Origin of the sequence: Janthinobacterium sp. SUN120, from assembly GCF_030397735.1 — a bacterium.
Lineage (GTDB): Bacteria > Pseudomonadota > Gammaproteobacteria > Burkholderiales > Burkholderiaceae_D > Janthinobacterium > Janthinobacterium kumbetense.
Window position 1 is genome coordinate 324388 of the sequence record NZ_JAPUBW010000004.1, and the last position, 16248, is coordinate 340635.

A 16248-nucleotide genomic window follows, 5' to 3' on the forward strand; every position below is an offset into this window, starting at 1 on the left:
TAAGACCATTATACTTCATCGATTCCCGCCGCTATCATCGATCCCCTTGTTGCCTGCACTTTTACGGCCCTGGCGCATCCATCCACATGAAAGCAAACATGACACGTCCACTTCGTTTAGTCGCGGTTTCCGGCGGGCTGCAACGCCCTTCCAAGGCGGCCGCCCTGGCAGAGCACCTGATGGACCTGATCGCCGAGGAAGTGCTGTGCGAACAACGCCTGGTCGAACTGGGCCAGCTCGCACCACAGCTGGCCGGCGCGGTCTGGCGCTCCCACCTGCCCGAGACGGTGGAACAGGAACTTGTTGCCGTCGAGCAAGCCGACATCCTGGTGGTGACAACGCCCGTCTACCGTGGCTCCTACACGGGACTGTTCAAGCATTTCTTCGACTTCATTCATCAGGATGCCCTGATCGACAAGCCCGTCCTGCTGGCGGCCACCGGCGGCAGCGAGCGCCATGCCCTGATGATCGACCACCAGTTGCGTCCGCTGTTCAGCTTTTTCCAGGCGCGCACATTGCCGCTGGGCGTGTATGCCACCGACAAGGATTTCGTCGACTACCGCGTGCAGGACGAGGCCCTGATCCAGCGGGCCGCGCTGGCCGTGCAACGGGCATTGCCATTGATCGCATTGACGCGCCATGCGAGCCCGGTCACCGCTGAAGAGGTGGTCGCAGCCTGAAACGCATCGCCACGGTCACCAAGCAATTACCCCATTCATCCTTTCGCAGAATTCAGGACACCAGATCACCATGAGCAAAGATTTTGCATTCAGCATCAAAAGCATTATTTTCGATGAAAACTATCATCCATCGGACAATACCCGCCTGACGACCAACTTTGCCAATTTGGCCAGGGGAACGAGCCGCCAGGAGAACTTGCGCAACACCCTGAAAATGATCGACAGCCGTTTCAACAGCCTGGCGCATTGGGATAATCCGAAGGCGGACCGCTATTCTGTCGAGCTTGAAATCATTTCCGTCGAATTGAATATTGACGTCAAAGGCGGCAATATCCCCTTGATCGAGATATTAAAGCCGACCATCATCGACAAAAAAACCGGCGAACGCATCGCCGGCATTGCAGGAAATAACTTTTCCTCTTACGTCCGCGATTACGACTTCAGCGTGTTGCTGCCAGAGCACAACAACAATCAATCTGCATTCAGCGCACCGGAGGATTTCGGCGATTTTCATGGCAAGCTGTTCAAGCACTTTGTCAGGTCAAATACTTACAAGGAACACTTCAACAAGGCGCCCGTTATCTGCATCAGCGCCTCGAGCAGCAAGACCTACCAGCGCACTGAAAATCAGCACCCCATCCTGGGCGTCGAGTATCAACAGAATGAATTTTCGTCGACGGATGAATATTTCGAAAAAATGGGGATGCAAGTTCGCTATTTCATGCCGCCAAACAGTGCTGCACCCCTGGCTTTCTATTTTATCGGCGACCTGCTGGGTGACTACAGCAATCTTGAGCTGATCGGCACCATCAGCACGATGGAAACGTTTCAAAAGATTTATCGGCCCGAAATTTACAATGCCAATTCAGCGGCGGGAAAAGTTTATCAGCCTAGCCTGAAGAATCAGGATTACTCGCTGACGCAAATTGTCTATGACCGCGAAGAGCGCAGCCAGCTGGCCGTCAAGCAGGGCAAATATACGGAAGAGCATTTCATCAAGCCGTACAAGCATATTCTGGAACAATGGGCTGCCAATTACGCTCTCTGATTAATCAAATACACGACATCAATCATCATGAAAAAATTATTGCCTACTTCAACTGCCGGCAGCTTGCCCAAACCTTCCTGGCTGGCGCAGCCTGAAAAGCTGTGGTCGCCCTGGAAATTACAGGACGAGGAATTAATCGAAGGCAAACAGGATGCCTTGCGTTTGTCGCTGCAGGAACAACAGCAGGCCGGCATCGATATCGTCAGTGATGGCGAGCAAACCCGCCAGCATTTCGTCACCACGTTCATCGAGCATCTCGACGGCGTCGATTTTGACAAACGCGAGACCGTCAGAATCCGCGACCGCTACGATGCGAGCGTGCCGACCGTCGTTGGCGCCGTGAGCCGCCCGAAACCGGTGTTTGTCGACGACGCCAGGTTTTTACGCCAGCAAACCACGCAGCCGATCAAATGGGCGCTGCCAGGCCCGATGACGATGATCGATACGCTGTATGACAGCCACTACAAGAGCCGCGAAAAACTGGCCTGGGAATTCGCCAAGATCCTCAATCAGGAAGCCAGGGAACTGGAGGCGGCCGGCGTCGACATCATCCAGTTTGACGAACCGGCATTCAATGTCTTTTTTGATGAGGTGAATGATTGGGGGATTGCCACCCTGGAGCGGGCGATCGAAGGGCTCAAATGCGAAACGGCCGTGCATATTTGCTATGGTTACGGCATCAAGGCCAATACGGACTGGAAAAATACGCTGGGCTCCGAATGGCGTCAATATGAGGAATCGTTCCCCAAGCTGCAGCAATCGAATATCGACATCATCTCGCTGGAATGCCACAACTCGCGTGTGCCCATCGATCTGATTGAACTCATACGCGGCAAAAAAGTGATGGTCGGCGCCATCGACGTGGCAAACAATGCCATTGAAACGCCGGAAGAAGTGGCCGACACCCTGCGCAAGGCGCTGCGGTTTGTCGATGCCGACAAACTCTATCCAAGCACCAACTGCGGCATGGCGCCCTTGTCGCGTCACGTAGCCAGAGGCAAGCTCAATGCGCTCAGTGCCGGCGCGGAGATCATCCGCAGAGAACTCTCGGCCTAGCCGCACCGTGTCAAACTGGATTGTTGATTGACATGGATCAGGTCACGTAACAGGAAGCAGCCCATGCTGCATGACGCCACAGGCGCCGAGAGGCACCTGTGGCGTTGCTGTCTTAGAACTCTTCCCAGTCGGATGATGCCGTTGCTGCCGGTGCAGCTTTGCTGGCGGCCGGCACGCGCCGGGCGACGGCTTGCTGGCGCGGTACGGTTGTCGCGGCGATTGCCGGCTTGCTTGCCGGTGCGCCGGCTTCCAGCTTAAAGGCGCTCACCACCTGTGCCAGGGTAGCCGCCTGCTCCTGCATGGCCGCCGCCGCGGCCGCCGATTCTTCTACCAGGGCCGCGTTTTGCTGGGTGACGTTGTCCATCTCGCTGATGGCCTGGTTGATTTGCTCGATGCCGGCCGTCTGTTCCGCGCTGGCGGACGTGATTTCTTCCATGATGTCGGTGACGCGGCGCACGCTGTCGACCAGGTCGCTCATGGTGTCGCCCGCTTGGTGCACGAGCTCGCTGCCGGCCGCCACGGTTTGGGTCGAGTCGTCGATCAGGGTCTTGATTTCCTTGGCCGCGGCGGCCGAGCGGTGCGCCAGGCTGCGTACTTCCGTCGCCACGACGGCAAATCCGCGGCCCTGTTCGCCCGCGCGCGCCGCTTCCACGGCCGCGTTCAAGGCCAGAATGTTGGTCTGGAAGGCGATGCCGTCGATGACGCCGATGATGTCGGCGATCTTGTTCGACGAGGCGTCGATTTGCCGCATGGTCGCCACCACTTGCGCGATGACGGCGCCACCGCGCTGCGCCACGCCGGAAGCGGTGTCGGCCAGCACGTGCGCCTGGCGCGCATTGTCGGCATTCTGCTTGACGGTCGACGTCAGCTCTTCCATCGACGACGCCGTCTCTTCCAGTGAGCTGGCTTGCTGCTCCGTACGCGCAGACAGGTCCAGGCTGCCCGCCGCCACTTCGGACGAGGCCGAGGCGATCGTTTCCGTGCCGGCGCGCACCGTGCCCACCGTTTGCGCCAGGTTGTCGTTCATGCGCTTGAGCGCCTGCAACAGTTGCCCCATTTCATCGCGCGATTGCACGGTGATCTGGCTGCGCAAATCGCCTGCGGCCACCGTGTTGGCCACCTGCAGCGCCGTGGTGACGGGGCCGGTGATCGAGCGCGTGATGCCATACGCCAATGCCGCCGCGATGGCCAGCGCCGCCAGCGACATGCCGATCAGCAAGGTACGTGTGTTGGCATAGGTGGCATTGGCGTTGTCGCCCGCTGTGTTGGCCAGGGTGTTTTGCAAGCTGATCTGTTCAGCAATCAATTGTTTATAGACGAGCAATACGGGGCGCAGCTGGCCGTACAGGTAGGCGCTGCTGTCGTCCGGCGTGCCGCTCCTGATCAGTTCAAGCAAGGCTTCTTGCCCCTGCGCATAGCGCGTGTTGGCGTCGTTCATCTTGGCCAGCAAGGCGCGTTCGCGGTCGGAATCGAGCATGCGGGCGAGCTTGCCGAGATTGCTGGCCGCCGCCTGGCGCGCGGCCAGGATGGCGTCCGTTTGCTTGCGCTGGTCGGCCGGATCGGCGCTGAGCATCATATTGCGCAGCGCGATGGCGATGTCGTTGATGTTGGCCGACACGCTGTTGGCGAGCTCGATCTTCGGCATGCTGTCATGCACGATATGGCCGGTGCCCTGGTTGATCTTGCCCAGCATGGCGATGCCCAGGCAAGAGATGATGATCAGCATGGCGCCGATGGCGCCAAAGCCTGTGGCGAGGCGTGTGCCGATGGTCAGGTTGGATAAAAACTTCATGGCTGTCTCAATACGGAGGGAATGGTGAAAAGGTCGGCGGCGTGCAGATGGGTGCCGCGCCGCCAAGCGGACGACGATCCTAGACCTTTTTGAGTGACATTTCCATAGGGCAATATGCCTAGTCGCGCCTGGAGGCACACGCCAGTTCCGCTGATCCTGCGGCTTGCCGGTGTTTTCAGCTATATTGGCAGGCACCCGCCGGGCGGCACGCCATGACCGGCGCCGCCGCCAGTCCGGCAGTTTTTCTCATTTTCAGGCATAGGTCCGCATGACTTCTTTCCGTCTCCGTTTCTTCCCTTTCCTGCTGGCATTGTTGCTGGCGTGCTCGCTATCCGCGCCGCCCGCCTGGTCGCAGCCCGTCGATGACGCCGCCACGGCCGACCAGCGCCTCGACGGCTTGCGCAAGCAGATTACCGGCATCCAGAAGGCGCTCGATGGCGAGGCGGAACTCGATGACGCGACCCTGTCGCAGATGCGCGCCGATGCGCTGGCGGCCAGCACCGAAGCGGACAAGGTGGCCGACGCGCTTGCGCCGACATTGTCGAGCGTGCAGGCGCGGCTGGCCGAGCTGGGCAAGCCGGCGGCGGGGGTAAAAGATGCGCCCGACGTGGCGGCGCAGCGCAGCCAGCTGGACCGCACCAGCAGCGCGCTCGATGCGCAGGTGAAACTGGCGCGCTTGCTGGCCGTGGAAGCGGCGCAGGCCTCGGAGCAAGTGTCGACCGTGCGCCGCGCGCAGTTGCAGGCGCGCCTGGGTGAACGCACGGCGTCGATTTTGGCTGGTTCTTTCTGGAAACAGCTGCATGCGGAATTGCCGCAGAACTTGCAGCGCCTGCGGGCGCTGGAGCTGGAGTTGGCGAACGCGGCCAGCGCCACGCCATGGTCGGCCTGGGGCGGCTTGCTGGCCGCCATCGTGGCCGTGATCGGCGCCAGCGTCTGGGCTTCGCGCTACTTGCTGGTGGTGACGGCCACGCGCGTGCCGCATGGCCGCTTGCGCCGCTCGCTGCATGCGCTGGCCGTGCTGGTGCTGGCGCTGGCCACGCCGGGACTGGTGGCGGAATTGCTGGCCATGGGCTTGCGCTGGGAGGGCGGCCTGTCGGACAAAACCTCGACTTTTCTCAGCAGCTTGATCGGCATCATCTGTTTTGCCGGTTTTACGGCGGGACTGGGCCACGCGCTGCTGTCGCCACGTCGCGTGTCGTGGCGTTTGCTGCCCCTGCCCGACGCGCTGGCGCACCGCATGCGCAATTTCCCGTCGATGTTTTCCTTCATCGTCGTGCTCGTGTGGGCGACGGAACGGGTCACCATCGTCATCAATGCGGGTCTGTCGACGGCCGTGGCCGTCAACTGCATCGTCGCCCTGGTGATGAGCACGACCATCGCCTACGGCTTGATGCGCGCCGAGCGCTGCTGGCGCCAGTTGCGCGAGGCCGATCCCGCCACCCTGGTCACGCCGCTGTGGCTGCGCTGCGTCACGGTGCTGTTGTGGCTGGCGCTGGCGTCCAGCGTCATCAGCTTGCTGGTCGGCTATGTGGCGTTCGGCAGCTTTGTCGCCAAGCAAATCGCCTGGGTCATCGTGGTGCTGTGCAGCACCTATCTGCTGACGGTGCTGGTCGACGATATCTGCATGCTGCTGGCTTCCACCCCGCCGCCGCCGGATGTGGCCAACCCCGTGCTGGCCACGCCCAAGGCGCGCGACCAGGCGGCCGTGTTGCTGTCGGGCATAGGCCGCGCCATCGTCGTGCTGCTGGCCCTGATGCTGCTGCTGGCGCCGTTCGGCGAAGGGCCGGGCGAGCTGTTCCAGCGGGTCGGCAAGCTGCAGGATGGCCTGGCCATCGGCGAGGTGGCGATCCGCCCTGCCGCGCTGATCCAGGCCCTGCTGGTGCTGCTCGCCGGTTTTGTTGCGCTGGGCTTGTTCAAGCGCTGGCTGCAAAACAGTTATTTGCCAACCACCAACCTTGATTCCGGCATGCAAGTGTCGTTCATCACGCTGTTTGGCTACATCGGCGGCGTGCTGGCCGTGGCGCTGGCCCTGTCGGCCGCCGGCATCGGCCTGGAACGCATCGCGTGGGTGGCGTCGGCCTTGTCGGTGGGTATCGGTTTTGGCTTGCAGGCGGTGGTGCAGAACTTCGTCTCCGGCCTGATTTTATTGGCCGAACGTCCGGTGAAAGTGGGCGACTGGGTGTCACTCGGCGGTGTGGAGGGCGACATTCGCCGCATCAACGTGCGCGCCACGGAAATTCAACTGAGCGACCGCTCGACGGTGATCGTGCCGAACTCGGAATTCATCACCAAGACGGTGCGCAACGTCACCCTGGCCAATCCGCTGGGCCTGGTGCAAGTCAAGCTGCCGTTGCCGCTGGGCACGGATGCGCAAGCGGCGCGCGCGCTGATCCTGTCCACTTTTGTCGACAATCCCGACGTGCTCGACACGCCGGCGCCCAGCGTACAGCTCGACGGCATCGACAATGGCTTGTTGCTGTTCAACGCCACCGGCTATGCCTCGTCGCCGCGTCTGACCTCGGGCATCCGCAGCGCGCTGCTGTTCGAACTGCTCAAGCGCCTGGACGCGGCGCATATCGCGATCGCCAAGCCCAGCACGATGGTGCTGAGCACGGTGCCGGCCCAGCCCGAGGCACCGGCCATGTCGGCGGTGGCAGCCGCGCCGGCGCCCGCACCCGTGCCGCCGCTGACGTCCTAGCGGACTGTCGACCACAGCAGCGCTGCCAGGTACAGGCCGATGCCGAACGCCGTGTGGGCCATCAGGCTGCGCAGGCGGGCGGCCGTCGGATGCGGCGTCTTGCTGGCGGCCAGGCCGGCGCCCATGCCCGGCTGCAAGATGCAAAACGGCGCGGCCACGCTGACGAGGCCCGCCAGCAGGGCCGGCGCGAAGGTCGGCGCTTGCACCCACTTCTCGCCCTCCAGCGCCAGCAGCACGGCCGCAAACAGCACGCCGATCGCATAGTGAGCCGTCCAGCCCAGGATGGCTTCATCGTGTACGGGCGCCGCCTGGGCGATGTTGGCGTGGGTGAAGGTGCCGCGCGGCAGATGGCCCAGCCAGCGTCCCACCATCGCAAAGTTCAGCGAGGGAATGCACCAGAAGCGTTTTAACGCCACCGCCCACACATCCATGACTGCCGTCGCGCCCACGCCGATCGCCAGCGCATCGAGCCAGAGTATTTGCATTGCTGTTCCTAACATTCAATTGATTGCTTGAATGTTATAAGGGTGCTAGCATCGTGTCAATGAAAAATGCCGATATCGAACTTCTCACCGGTTCCGCCGGGTTTGCCCATATTTTAGGCAGCGCGCCGCGCCTGCGCCTGCTCGAGCAGATTGTGCACGGCGAGTATGCGGTGGAGCAATTGGTGGAGTTGACGGGCCTGTCCGTGGCGAATACCTCCCAGCATTTGCAGCAGTTGCGGCGCGCCGGTTTCGTGCTGGCGCGGCGCGACGGCAAGCGCGTGCTGTACCGGCTGGGCAGCGGCCCCATCGTGCAACTGCTGGCCGCGCTGGACGTGTATGCGCAGCACCAGCGCAGCGAATTGCAGGCGCTGGGCCGGGGCGACCACGTGGAAGCGATCACGGGCGACGAGTTGCTGGAACGCATGCGCGAAGCCAGCATCACCGTGCTCGACGTGCGGCCGGCGCAGGAATTCGCCGCTGGCCACTTGCCCGGTGCGGTCAATATTCCCTTTGATGACTTGCAGCGCCGCCTGGGCGAATTACCGGAGAATGCAGAAATCGCCGCGTATTGCCGCGGCCCGTATTGCGTGCTGTCCGTGCAGGCCGTGGCGGCCCTGCGCCAGCACGGCTTGCACGCGCGCCGTCTCGGCAGCGGCTACGACGATTGGCAGGCGGCCGGCTTGCCGGTGGTGAAGGCGGCCTGATGGCGATCCCGGACAGCAAGCAGGCACTGATAGCCGCCATCGACAGCACGTATGCGAAGTTGATGCAGGAACTGGCGCGCGTGCCGCCTACACTGGCGCGGGAACCCGTGCTGGAAGGGCAAGTGGCGGGCACGCGCATGAGCGTGTGCGACCTGCTCGCCTACCTGGTTGGCTGGAATGAGCTGGTCTTGCACTGGCACGCGCAGCTGCGCGACGGCAAACGCATCGAGGACATCGCCTTTCCCGCCGAAGGTTTCACGTGGAACGCTCTGGGAAAACTGGCGCAGCGCTTCTATGCCGACTATGCTGACTTGAATATGGACGACTTGCTGCAGCGCCTGGCACAGGCGAAAGATCAGCTGCTGGCGCTGATTGAAAGCCATGACGATGCGCAATTGTATGGCCAGCCCTGGTACACGCATTACACGATGGGACGCATGATCCAGTTCAATACGGCGTCGCCCTATACGAATGCGCGCACGCGCTTGCGGGCCTGGCTCAAGACCTTGTAGTACCCTGATCGGCAGGCTTGCACGATTGCATCAGTACGCTCAGAAAATTTTTCAGGCAGGATAGTGGTTTCAAGCGTAACCAATGAAGGATCGCCATGCTGACCATCGCCCTCGCCCAGATGAATCCCACCGTGGGCGATTTCGACGCCAATTGTGCCGCCATCATCGCGCGCATGGGCCGCGCCAGCAGCGATGGCGCCGACCTGCTCGTGTGCCCCGAGTTATCGCTGTGTGCGTACTATCCGGGCGACCTGTTCGAGGACGCCGCCTTCCTGCGCGACATGCAGCAGGCGCTGGATCAGCTGCTGGAAGCGTCCACGCGCTGGCCGGCGCTGGTCACCGTCATCGGCACGGCGCGGCCCAATCCCGGCGTCGGCAAGCCCCTGTACAACGCCTTGCTGGCGATGCGCGACGGGCGCATCGTGGCCGAATACTACAAGCAGCTGCTGCCGACGTATGGCATCTTCGACGAGGGGCGCCATTTCGAGCCGGGTCCGCCCGGCGCCTGCACCCTCGATATCGCCGGCTGTAGAGTCGGTTTCATGATTTGCGAGGATGGCTGGAACGACGATGGCCGCGCCTACGCCGTCAACCCGTTCGACGCCCTGCACGCGGCGCGGCCCGACCTGGTCGTCAGCATCAACGCCAGCCCGTCCGACATCGGCAAGCGCGCGCAGCGCCATGCCGTGTTCGGCGCCGCCTGCGCGCGCGTGAACTTGCCTTTGCTCTTCGTCAACCAGGTGGGTGGCCAGGATCAACTCGTGTTCGACGGCGCCTCGTTCGCCATGTCCCCCACCCTCGGCGTGCAATTCGAGGCGGCCCGCTTCGTCGAGGATGATGCATTGCTGCGCTTTGCCGACGGCGGTTTTACGTGCACGGACGGCGCGGCGTTTCCCGTGCCCGACCCGGACGGCATCCCCGCCGTGGAATTTGCGCGCCGCCAGATCGTGCTCGGTTTGCGCGACTATGCGCGCCGCTGCCGCTTTACGAAAGTCGTCGTCGGCTGCTCGGGCGGCATCGATTCGGCGCTGACCCTGGCCCTGGCCGTGGAAGCCCTGGGCGCGGACAACGTGGTAGGCATCACCATGCCTTCCGTGTTTTCCAGCGCCGGCTCCGTCACCGATTCCGTCGCCCTGTGCGCCAACCTGGGCATCGTCCTGCACACGCATGCCATCCGCGACATCGTGGCGCAATACGAAGCGGGCTATGCCCAAGCCTTCGACGGCAAGCTGCAGGGACTGCCGCTGGAAAACCTGCAGGCGCGGGTGCGCGGCACCATCCTGATGGAATACTCGAACGCCTTCGGCGCCCTGCTGCTCACCACCGGCAACAAGAGCGAAATCTCGGTGGGCTACTGCACCCTGTATGGCGACACGAACGGGGGACTGGGATTGATCGGCGACCTGTATAAAACGGAGGTGTTCGCCCTGTCGCGCCACCTCAACGCCAGTGCCGGGCGCGCACTGATCCCCGTCGCCGTGCTCGACAAGCCCCCGTCGGCGGAACTGGCGCCGGGCCAGCGCGACACCGACAGTTTGCCGCCCTATCCCGTGCTCGATGAAATCTTGAAATGGCATATCGAGGGACGCCGCCTGCCGGCGCAAGAAGGCGCGCAAGCCTTGACCCTGGTCGACCAGCTGCGCGAGACGGACGAGGGGCGCGCACTGGTGACGCGCATCCTCGGCATGGTCGCCCGCAATGAATACAAACGGCGCCAGGCGGCGCCCATCATCCGCGTGCGTTCGCGCGCCTTTGGCAGCGGGCGTCAATTGCCGATCGCCGCCCACTACCCCACCGGAGACGACGCATGAGCTCATCCTATCCTGCCGACGCGGCCATCCTGATCGGCCGCTTCCAGCCTTTTCACAATGGCCATGCGGGCTTGCTGCAAAAGGCGCTGGCCACCGCCGCCAGCGTCGTGGTGGTGCTTGGTTCCGCCTTCCATGCGCGCAGCCCGAAGAACCCGTTTACGTGGCAGGAGCGGGCCGCCATGATCGCCGCCACCCTGCCCGAGGCGCAGCGCGCGCGCGTGCATTACGTGGCCGTGCGCGATTACTACGACGATGGCCTGTGGGCCGATGCCGTGCGGCGCGCCGTGGCGGGCGCCGTGCCCGCGGTGCAGCGCGTCACCCTGGTGGCCTGTTTCAAGGATGCCACCAGTTATTACCTGCACCACTTCCCGCACTGGCAGCTGCTCAACCTGGAGATCGATCCCGGTGCGCCCATCGGCGCGACGGCGATCCGCAACGTGCTGTTCGAGGCGGAAGACGTGGACGTGTCGCTGAGCGCCGTGGCGCAGCTGCTGCCGGCGGCCATCGGCCAGTATCTGAAGGCGTGGACCTTGTTGCCGTGGTACGCGCCGCTGGTGCAGGAATACCGCGCCATCGAAGCGTACAAGGCGCGCTGGCGCGTGGCGCCGTATCCGCCCATCTTCACCACCGTGGACGCGCTGGTGCAGACGGGCGGCCACGTCTTGCTGGTGCGCCGCGGCGGCTATCCGGGCAAGGGCTTGTGGGCGCTGCCCGGCGGCTTTCTGGAGCCGCGCGAACGCCTGCTGCAGGGTGCCCTGCGCGAACTGGCGGAAGAAACCCAGCTGGGCGTGCTGGCGCCCACCCTGGTCGAGGCGCTGGTCGGCGTGGCCGTGTTCGACCATCCGGACCGCAGCCAGCGGGGGCGCACCATCACGCATGCGCATTATTTTGACTTGAAGACGCGCCAGCTGCCGGCCGTGACGGCGGCCGACGATGCGGCGCTGGCGCAGTGGGTGCCGGTGAGTGCCCTGCCGGCCATGGAAGAGCAATTCTTCGAAGACCACTTCCACATCCTGAACCACTTCCTCAAGCTCACGCACGAGGGGCGCTGACAGAGCCATCCCCTCGCCGCGCGTCAGGACGTGATGCGCTCCCAGCCATGTTTGATGGCCGCCTTGAAGTTGTCCCACGCCGATTGCGGATACGTGTGCTCCCACGTGGAACGCAGCTCCGCTTCCACCTCATCCCACGGGCGGCCCCGGTAGCTGTCGCTGTTCGCCATCGAATGGCCATAGCGGTAGGCGGGATCGTAGTCCTCGAAGCGCGCGCCGGTGGCGACGTAGGTGGCGCTCCAGTGGTTGCGGTAGTACTGTTCGTCGTCGTAGCTGGTGCCAGGCAGGTTGTCGGCGCTGGGGTAGCGGCGCGCGTTGGCGCCCGCGCCGGATGACGGCGGCGCCATGCCGCCCGCAAATTGCTGCGATGCTGCCGTCTCGTTCAGGTTGCCGGCGGACGCGCCCTGCTGCATGCTGGCGCCCTGGCGCCGCGCGCCGTCGTCTTGCGGCGCGCCCTGCCAGCCGCCTGTGCGCCAGTGCTCGGCGTGCGCATCGATGTCGAGCGGCGCATAGCGCTCGACGAGGTCGGTGGCGCGCTGGATATCGGCGTCGCTCGCCCCTTCCAGTGTCAGCACGACATGCCCGCGCCGCACGGCTTCCGCATAGATGTGGCGGTCGGCGTGGCTGCCGAACAGGTCCGTGAAGAAATGCTTGACGCTGTCGAGCAGGCTGTCGCTGTCGTCGCGGCGGATGTTTTCCGTGGCGGAAAAGTCGTCACTGCCCGCATCGTGCAGGCGGATGTTGGCGCCGGGAAAGCCCGCCGTGATCAGGTCGTGCCGGGCGCGCTCGGCCATGTCGCGCACGGCGAAAACTGCTGCCAATGTATGTGCCATGATGGTCTCCAATCGGTGAACAACGTCCTTCCAGTGTAGGCCGTGAAAAGCGAAATGGGCGCTCGTTTGCCCTTTGGAAATCGTTGTATTCAACAAGTATTGACGACGTGACATGGGCGCCGTGGCGCCACGTGAAACCTCAGGCGGGCGTGCCCACGAAGGCGCGCAAGAAGTCGATAAACGCGCGTACTTTTTCCGCAATATGCTGGGTGTTCGGATACACGGCATACACGCCCTGTTCCGGGAAGACGACGTCGGGCAGCAGGCGGCGCAGGCGTCCCGCGCGCACGTCCCCTTCCACCTGCCATTGCGGCAGCAGGGCCACGCCGCAGCCGCCCAGGGCAAAGCCCAGCAGGGCCGAGGCGGAGTCGGAATGGATGGCGGCATCGTCCTGCGCGACGAAGACGGCGGCACCGTCGGGCGTCTGCACGTCCCAGCGCAGGGGCGTAGCGAGGCGGCTGTGCGCCAGCCAGCGCGCGCGCTGCAGGTCGGGCAAGGTGGCGATGTCCCGGCCGGGCAGACTGGCCAGGTAGGCGGGCGAGGCGACGGGCCAGATCGCATACGGCTCGATCAGCGCGGCGCGGTAGCTCGAATCGTTGAGGGAACCCATGCGGATGGCCAGGTCGTAGCCGCCCGAGATCAGGTCTTCATGCGAGGACGACGAGGAATGCTGGATCTGCAGCTGCGGATGGGCGGCGGCAAAGGCGATCAGCGCGGGGATCACCGTGCGGCTGCCGTATTCGACGGTGGTGGTCAGGCGCAGGGTGCCGCGCAAGCCCTGGTGCCCCTGGCGCGCCGTCTCGATGGCGCCCTGGGCTTCGCTCAGCACGCGCTGGCAATCCTCGTAAAAGCGCCGTCCCACATCGGTCAGCGCCAGGCTGCGCGTGCTGCGCGTCAGCAGCGACACGCCCAGCTCCGCTTCCAGCTGTTTCAAGTTAAAACTGACGACGGCCTTGCTCTGGCCCAGCACGGCGGCGGCAGCCGTGAGCGAGCCGGCGTCGACGATGGCGATAAAAATACCCAAACGGTCAAGACTGATCATAAATAAATATGAGGATACATGCGGGTTGCGGGAGTTTGTCAAAATTTCTTTGACAGTGTAATCGGGGCTGGCCCGTTACGCAAATGGCGATGAAAGCTTAAGCTGGCCGTTTGCCATTCGGAGCACCATGGACTATCGCAAAAAGGTCGCGGCCATCTATCTGCTGGGGTTTTTCGTCGACCTGATCAACATGTTCATCACCAGCGTCGCCTATCCCGACATCGGCCATGCCCTGCACGCCTCGGTGGCGCAGCTGGCCTGGATCAGCACGGCCTACATCCTTGGCCTGACCATCGTCATCCCCGCCAGCGCCTGGCTGGCTGCCTATTATGGCAGCAAAACCGTGTTCATGGCATCGTTGCTAACTTTTTTATGCGCCAGCATCGGCGCCGGCCTGGCGCCTTCGATCGAGGCGCTGATCGCCTGGCGCTGCGTGCAGGGCCTGGGCGGCGGCTTGTTGATCCCGCTGGGGCAAAGCATGACTTACCAGCTGTATCAGCCTGCCGAGCGTCCCGGCCTGTCGTCCGTCATCATGCTGGTGGGCTTGCTGGCGCCCGCCCTGTCGCCCGCCTTGGGCGGCGTGATCGTCGACAGCCTGTCGTGGTGCTGGATTTTTTATCTGAACGTGCCGTTCGCCGCGCTGGCGCTGCTGCTGGCCGCCTGCTGGCTGCGTCCCGACCCGCCGCGCGCGCAAGTGCCCCGCCTCGACACGGGCGGCCTTGTGGCGGGCAGCACAGCCATCCTTTTGCTGTTGCTGGGCTTGACGATGCTCGGTACGCCGGGCGAGCTGCTTGCCGGCGCCGGCGTGCTGGCGCTGGGCGCCGCGTGCGCCTGGATCTACGTGCGCGGCGCGCTGCGCAAATCGACGCCGCTGCTCAACCTGCGCCTGGCCGCCGAACCGCTGCTGCGCATCGCCATGCTGATGTACCTGCTGGTGCCGGGCGTCTTCATGGGCGTGAGCCTGCTGGCCATGCTGTATTTGCAGGGCGTGCTGGGCATGTCGGCATCGACGGCGGGCGCGCTGATGCTGCCGTGGGCGCTGGCCTCGTTTGCGGCCATCTCGCTCACGGGGAAAAGCTATCGCCGCGTGGGGCCGCAACCCTTGTTCATCGCTGGTGCGTTGCTGCAGGCGGCGGGCATGCTGATGCTGCTGCGCGTGGATGCGGCGGGCCAGTTGTTCTGGCTGGCCGGCGCGTATGCCGTGATGGGCTTTGGCGGCGGCTTGTGCAGCAGCACGGCGCAAAGCACGGCCTTCCTGCGCACGCCGGATGGGCAGCTGAGCCAGGCCAGCGCCGTGTGGAATATCAACCGCCAGCTGGGCTTTTGCCTGGGCGTGGCGCTGCTCAGCGTACTGCTGAATGGCTTGCTGGCGGCGCAGGGAATTACGTCGCTGGACGACCCCGCCCAGCACCTGCGCGCGGCGCAGGTTTTTCACTGGTGTTTTGCGCTGGCCGCCAGCGCGTGCGTGCTGCCTTTGGCGCTGTGCGCGCGCATCGATAACCGCGCCGTTCTCGACCTTTTACATCACCATGGAGCAGCAAAAAAATGAAGACAACGAACCCCTGTTTTGACGACGTGTTATCCACGCATGTGCTGATCCGCGAGTGGCTCTCCGGCGTAGCCACGGCGCCCGAACATTGCGCCGATTTGCTCGCGCGTTTTTCGCCCGGTTTCACGATGGTGTCACCCGGCGGCAAGCAGCTCGACCATGCCGGCTTGACGGCATTTTTCCAGGGCGCCGGCGGCAGCCGTCCGGGCCTCATCATGCGTATTTCCGACCTGGCATTGATCCAGGACAACGCGGCCGGCGCCACCGTGTCCTACCGTGAGTTCCAGTCGCTGCCGGGGGGAGAAAATACGGAGCGGCTGTCGACCGTCGTGTATGAGAAGACACCGGCTGGAACGCTGCTGTGGCGCCATTTGCACGAGACGTGGACCGCTTGATCTAACTCAAATCGTGCAAGTCTTTTTGCTGCGCCGGGCCGATGGAAAACCGGGAAAACACCACCTCCAGGCCAGCGCGTTCCGGCGTGCAGCACATGGGGCCGACGCGGTAGCTGCCGGCCTCGGGAAATGGCGCCAGGCGCAGCAGCGGCCAGCGCTGGCCATCGGTCGAATACTGCACGCGGATCGCGCCTTGCGCCACCGTCACGCGCAGCCAGAAACCGTCCGGCATGGCGGGAGCGCTGCTGACGGCCCAGTCGGATTTGTCCTGCGTCAATACCGTGCTCAATAAGAGCTGGCCGTCGGAAAATTCGACGCCGCACTTGATCCAGTTTTGCTCGTCGATGCGCACCATCATGCCGGCCTGGTCGTACAGCGCGGCGTACTGCGCCGCCACGTGCAGCTGCGCCGTGAAATCGCCGTCGATTTGCGTGCCGAAAAAATGGCCACTGTCGCGGATAAATCCATAGTGAGTCTTGCGCCAGAAATCCGTATTTGTGTCCGTCGTCACGCGCAATTGCGCGCCGTCGGCGGACCAGTTTTCCGGTGGATTGAGCCAACTGCCTTGCGTGAACATCGCGTGCCTTTCCG

The 16248-nt window shown here is 63.7% G+C and carries 15 protein-coding genes; 10 read left to right on the forward strand and 5 right to left on the reverse strand.

All coding sequences use genetic code 11. The annotated features are described in order from the left end of the window. Positions 1-98 precede the first annotated feature (98 nt). The 3 genes from msuE (at position 99) to O0879_RS22065 (ending at position 2784) form a co-directional block, all read left to right on the forward strand. Entirely contained in the window at positions 99-680 is a 582-nt protein-coding gene (gene msuE / locus O0879_RS22055; protein WP_289918770.1) for an FMN reductase, read from the forward strand. A gap of 70 nt (positions 681-750) precedes the next feature. After that, on the forward strand, positions 751-1728 hold the full coding sequence (locus O0879_RS22060) for a DUF1852 domain-containing protein (RefSeq protein WP_289906017.1): 978 nt from the start codon (positions 751-753) through the stop codon (positions 1726-1728). A 27-nt stretch (positions 1729-1755) separates the two neighbouring features. Beyond that, positions 1756-2784, forward strand: coding sequence for a methionine synthase (locus O0879_RS22065; RefSeq protein WP_289918773.1), 1029 nt, complete (start codon positions 1756-1758; stop codon positions 2782-2784). 112 nt (positions 2785-2896) lie between these two features. On the opposite strand, the gene O0879_RS22070 is transcribed toward O0879_RS22065, so the two are convergent. Beyond that, entirely contained in the window at positions 2897-4576 is a 1680-nt protein-coding gene (locus O0879_RS22070) for a methyl-accepting chemotaxis protein (protein WP_289918774.1), read from the reverse strand. 268 nt (positions 4577-4844) lie between these two features. Here O0879_RS22070 and O0879_RS22075 point away from each other — a divergent pair, with 268 nt between their 5' ends. Next, entirely contained in the window at positions 4845-7274 is a 2430-nt protein-coding gene (locus tag O0879_RS22075) for a DUF3772 domain-containing protein (protein WP_289918776.1), read from the forward strand. On the opposite strand, the gene O0879_RS22080 is transcribed toward O0879_RS22075, so the two are convergent. Then, positions 7271-7759 carry a DUF2938 domain-containing protein gene (locus O0879_RS22080; protein WP_289918777.1) on the reverse strand — a complete coding sequence of 163 codons (489 nt, stop codon included), beginning with the start codon at positions 7757-7759 and terminating at the stop codon, positions 7271-7273. The genes O0879_RS22075 and O0879_RS22080 overlap by 4 nt on opposite strands. A gap of 59 nt (positions 7760-7818) precedes the next feature. Between O0879_RS22080 and O0879_RS22085 the strand changes: the two genes are divergently transcribed. From O0879_RS22085 to O0879_RS22100, 4 genes are all read left to right on the forward strand, one after another. Then, entirely contained in the window at positions 7819-8463 is a 645-nt protein-coding gene (locus O0879_RS22085) for a metalloregulator ArsR/SmtB family transcription factor (RefSeq protein WP_099665973.1), read from the forward strand. Next, on the forward strand, positions 8463-8975 hold the full coding sequence (locus O0879_RS22090) for a ClbS/DfsB family four-helix bundle protein (protein WP_289906023.1): 513 nt from the start codon (positions 8463-8465) through the stop codon (positions 8973-8975). Before O0879_RS22085 ends, O0879_RS22090 begins: the two co-directional genes overlap by 1 nt. A gap of 95 nt (positions 8976-9070) precedes the next feature. After that, positions 9071-10786, forward strand: coding sequence for an NAD+ synthase (locus O0879_RS22095; RefSeq protein ID WP_289918780.1), 1716 nt, complete (start codon positions 9071-9073; stop codon positions 10784-10786). Next, positions 10783-11838 (forward strand): bifunctional nicotinamide-nucleotide adenylyltransferase/Nudix hydroxylase, encoded by a 1056-nt coding sequence (locus tag O0879_RS22100; RefSeq protein ID WP_289918781.1) that lies wholly within the window; start codon positions 10783-10785, stop codon positions 11836-11838. The genes O0879_RS22095 and O0879_RS22100 overlap by 4 nt, the downstream gene beginning before the upstream one ends. A gap of 23 nt (positions 11839-11861) precedes the next feature. On the opposite strand, the gene O0879_RS22105 is transcribed toward O0879_RS22100, so the two are convergent. Together O0879_RS22105 and O0879_RS22110 are read right to left on the reverse strand one after the other, a co-directional pair. After that, positions 11862-12671 carry a hypothetical protein gene (locus tag O0879_RS22105; RefSeq protein ID WP_289918782.1) on the reverse strand — a complete coding sequence of 270 codons (810 nt, stop codon included), beginning with the start codon at positions 12669-12671 and terminating at the stop codon, positions 11862-11864. 139 nt (positions 12672-12810) lie between these two features. Further along, positions 12811-13713 carry a LysR family transcriptional regulator gene (locus tag O0879_RS22110; RefSeq protein ID WP_251349621.1) on the reverse strand — a complete coding sequence of 301 codons (903 nt, stop codon included), beginning with the start codon at positions 13711-13713 and terminating at the stop codon, positions 12811-12813. A gap of 127 nt (positions 13714-13840) precedes the next feature. On the opposite strand from O0879_RS22110, the gene O0879_RS22115 reads away from it, so the two are divergent. Continuing rightward, a complete protein-coding gene (locus tag O0879_RS22115; protein ID WP_289918784.1) occupies positions 13841-15262 on the forward strand; it encodes an MFS transporter in 1422 nt (473 codons plus the stop codon). Further along, positions 15259-15657 (forward strand): DUF4440 domain-containing protein, encoded by a 399-nt coding sequence (locus tag O0879_RS22120; RefSeq protein WP_289918785.1) that lies wholly within the window; start codon positions 15259-15261, stop codon positions 15655-15657. Before O0879_RS22115 ends, O0879_RS22120 begins: the two co-directional genes overlap by 4 nt. Before the next feature lies 1 nt (position 15658). On the opposite strand, the gene O0879_RS22125 is transcribed toward O0879_RS22120, so the two are convergent. Further along, the gene (locus O0879_RS22125) at positions 15659-16234 is read right to left on the reverse strand and encodes a DUF1349 domain-containing protein (protein WP_289918787.1); all 576 of its coding nucleotides are present in this window, start codon (positions 16232-16234) and stop codon (positions 15659-15661) included. Between the last annotated feature and the right edge of the window lie 14 nt (positions 16235-16248).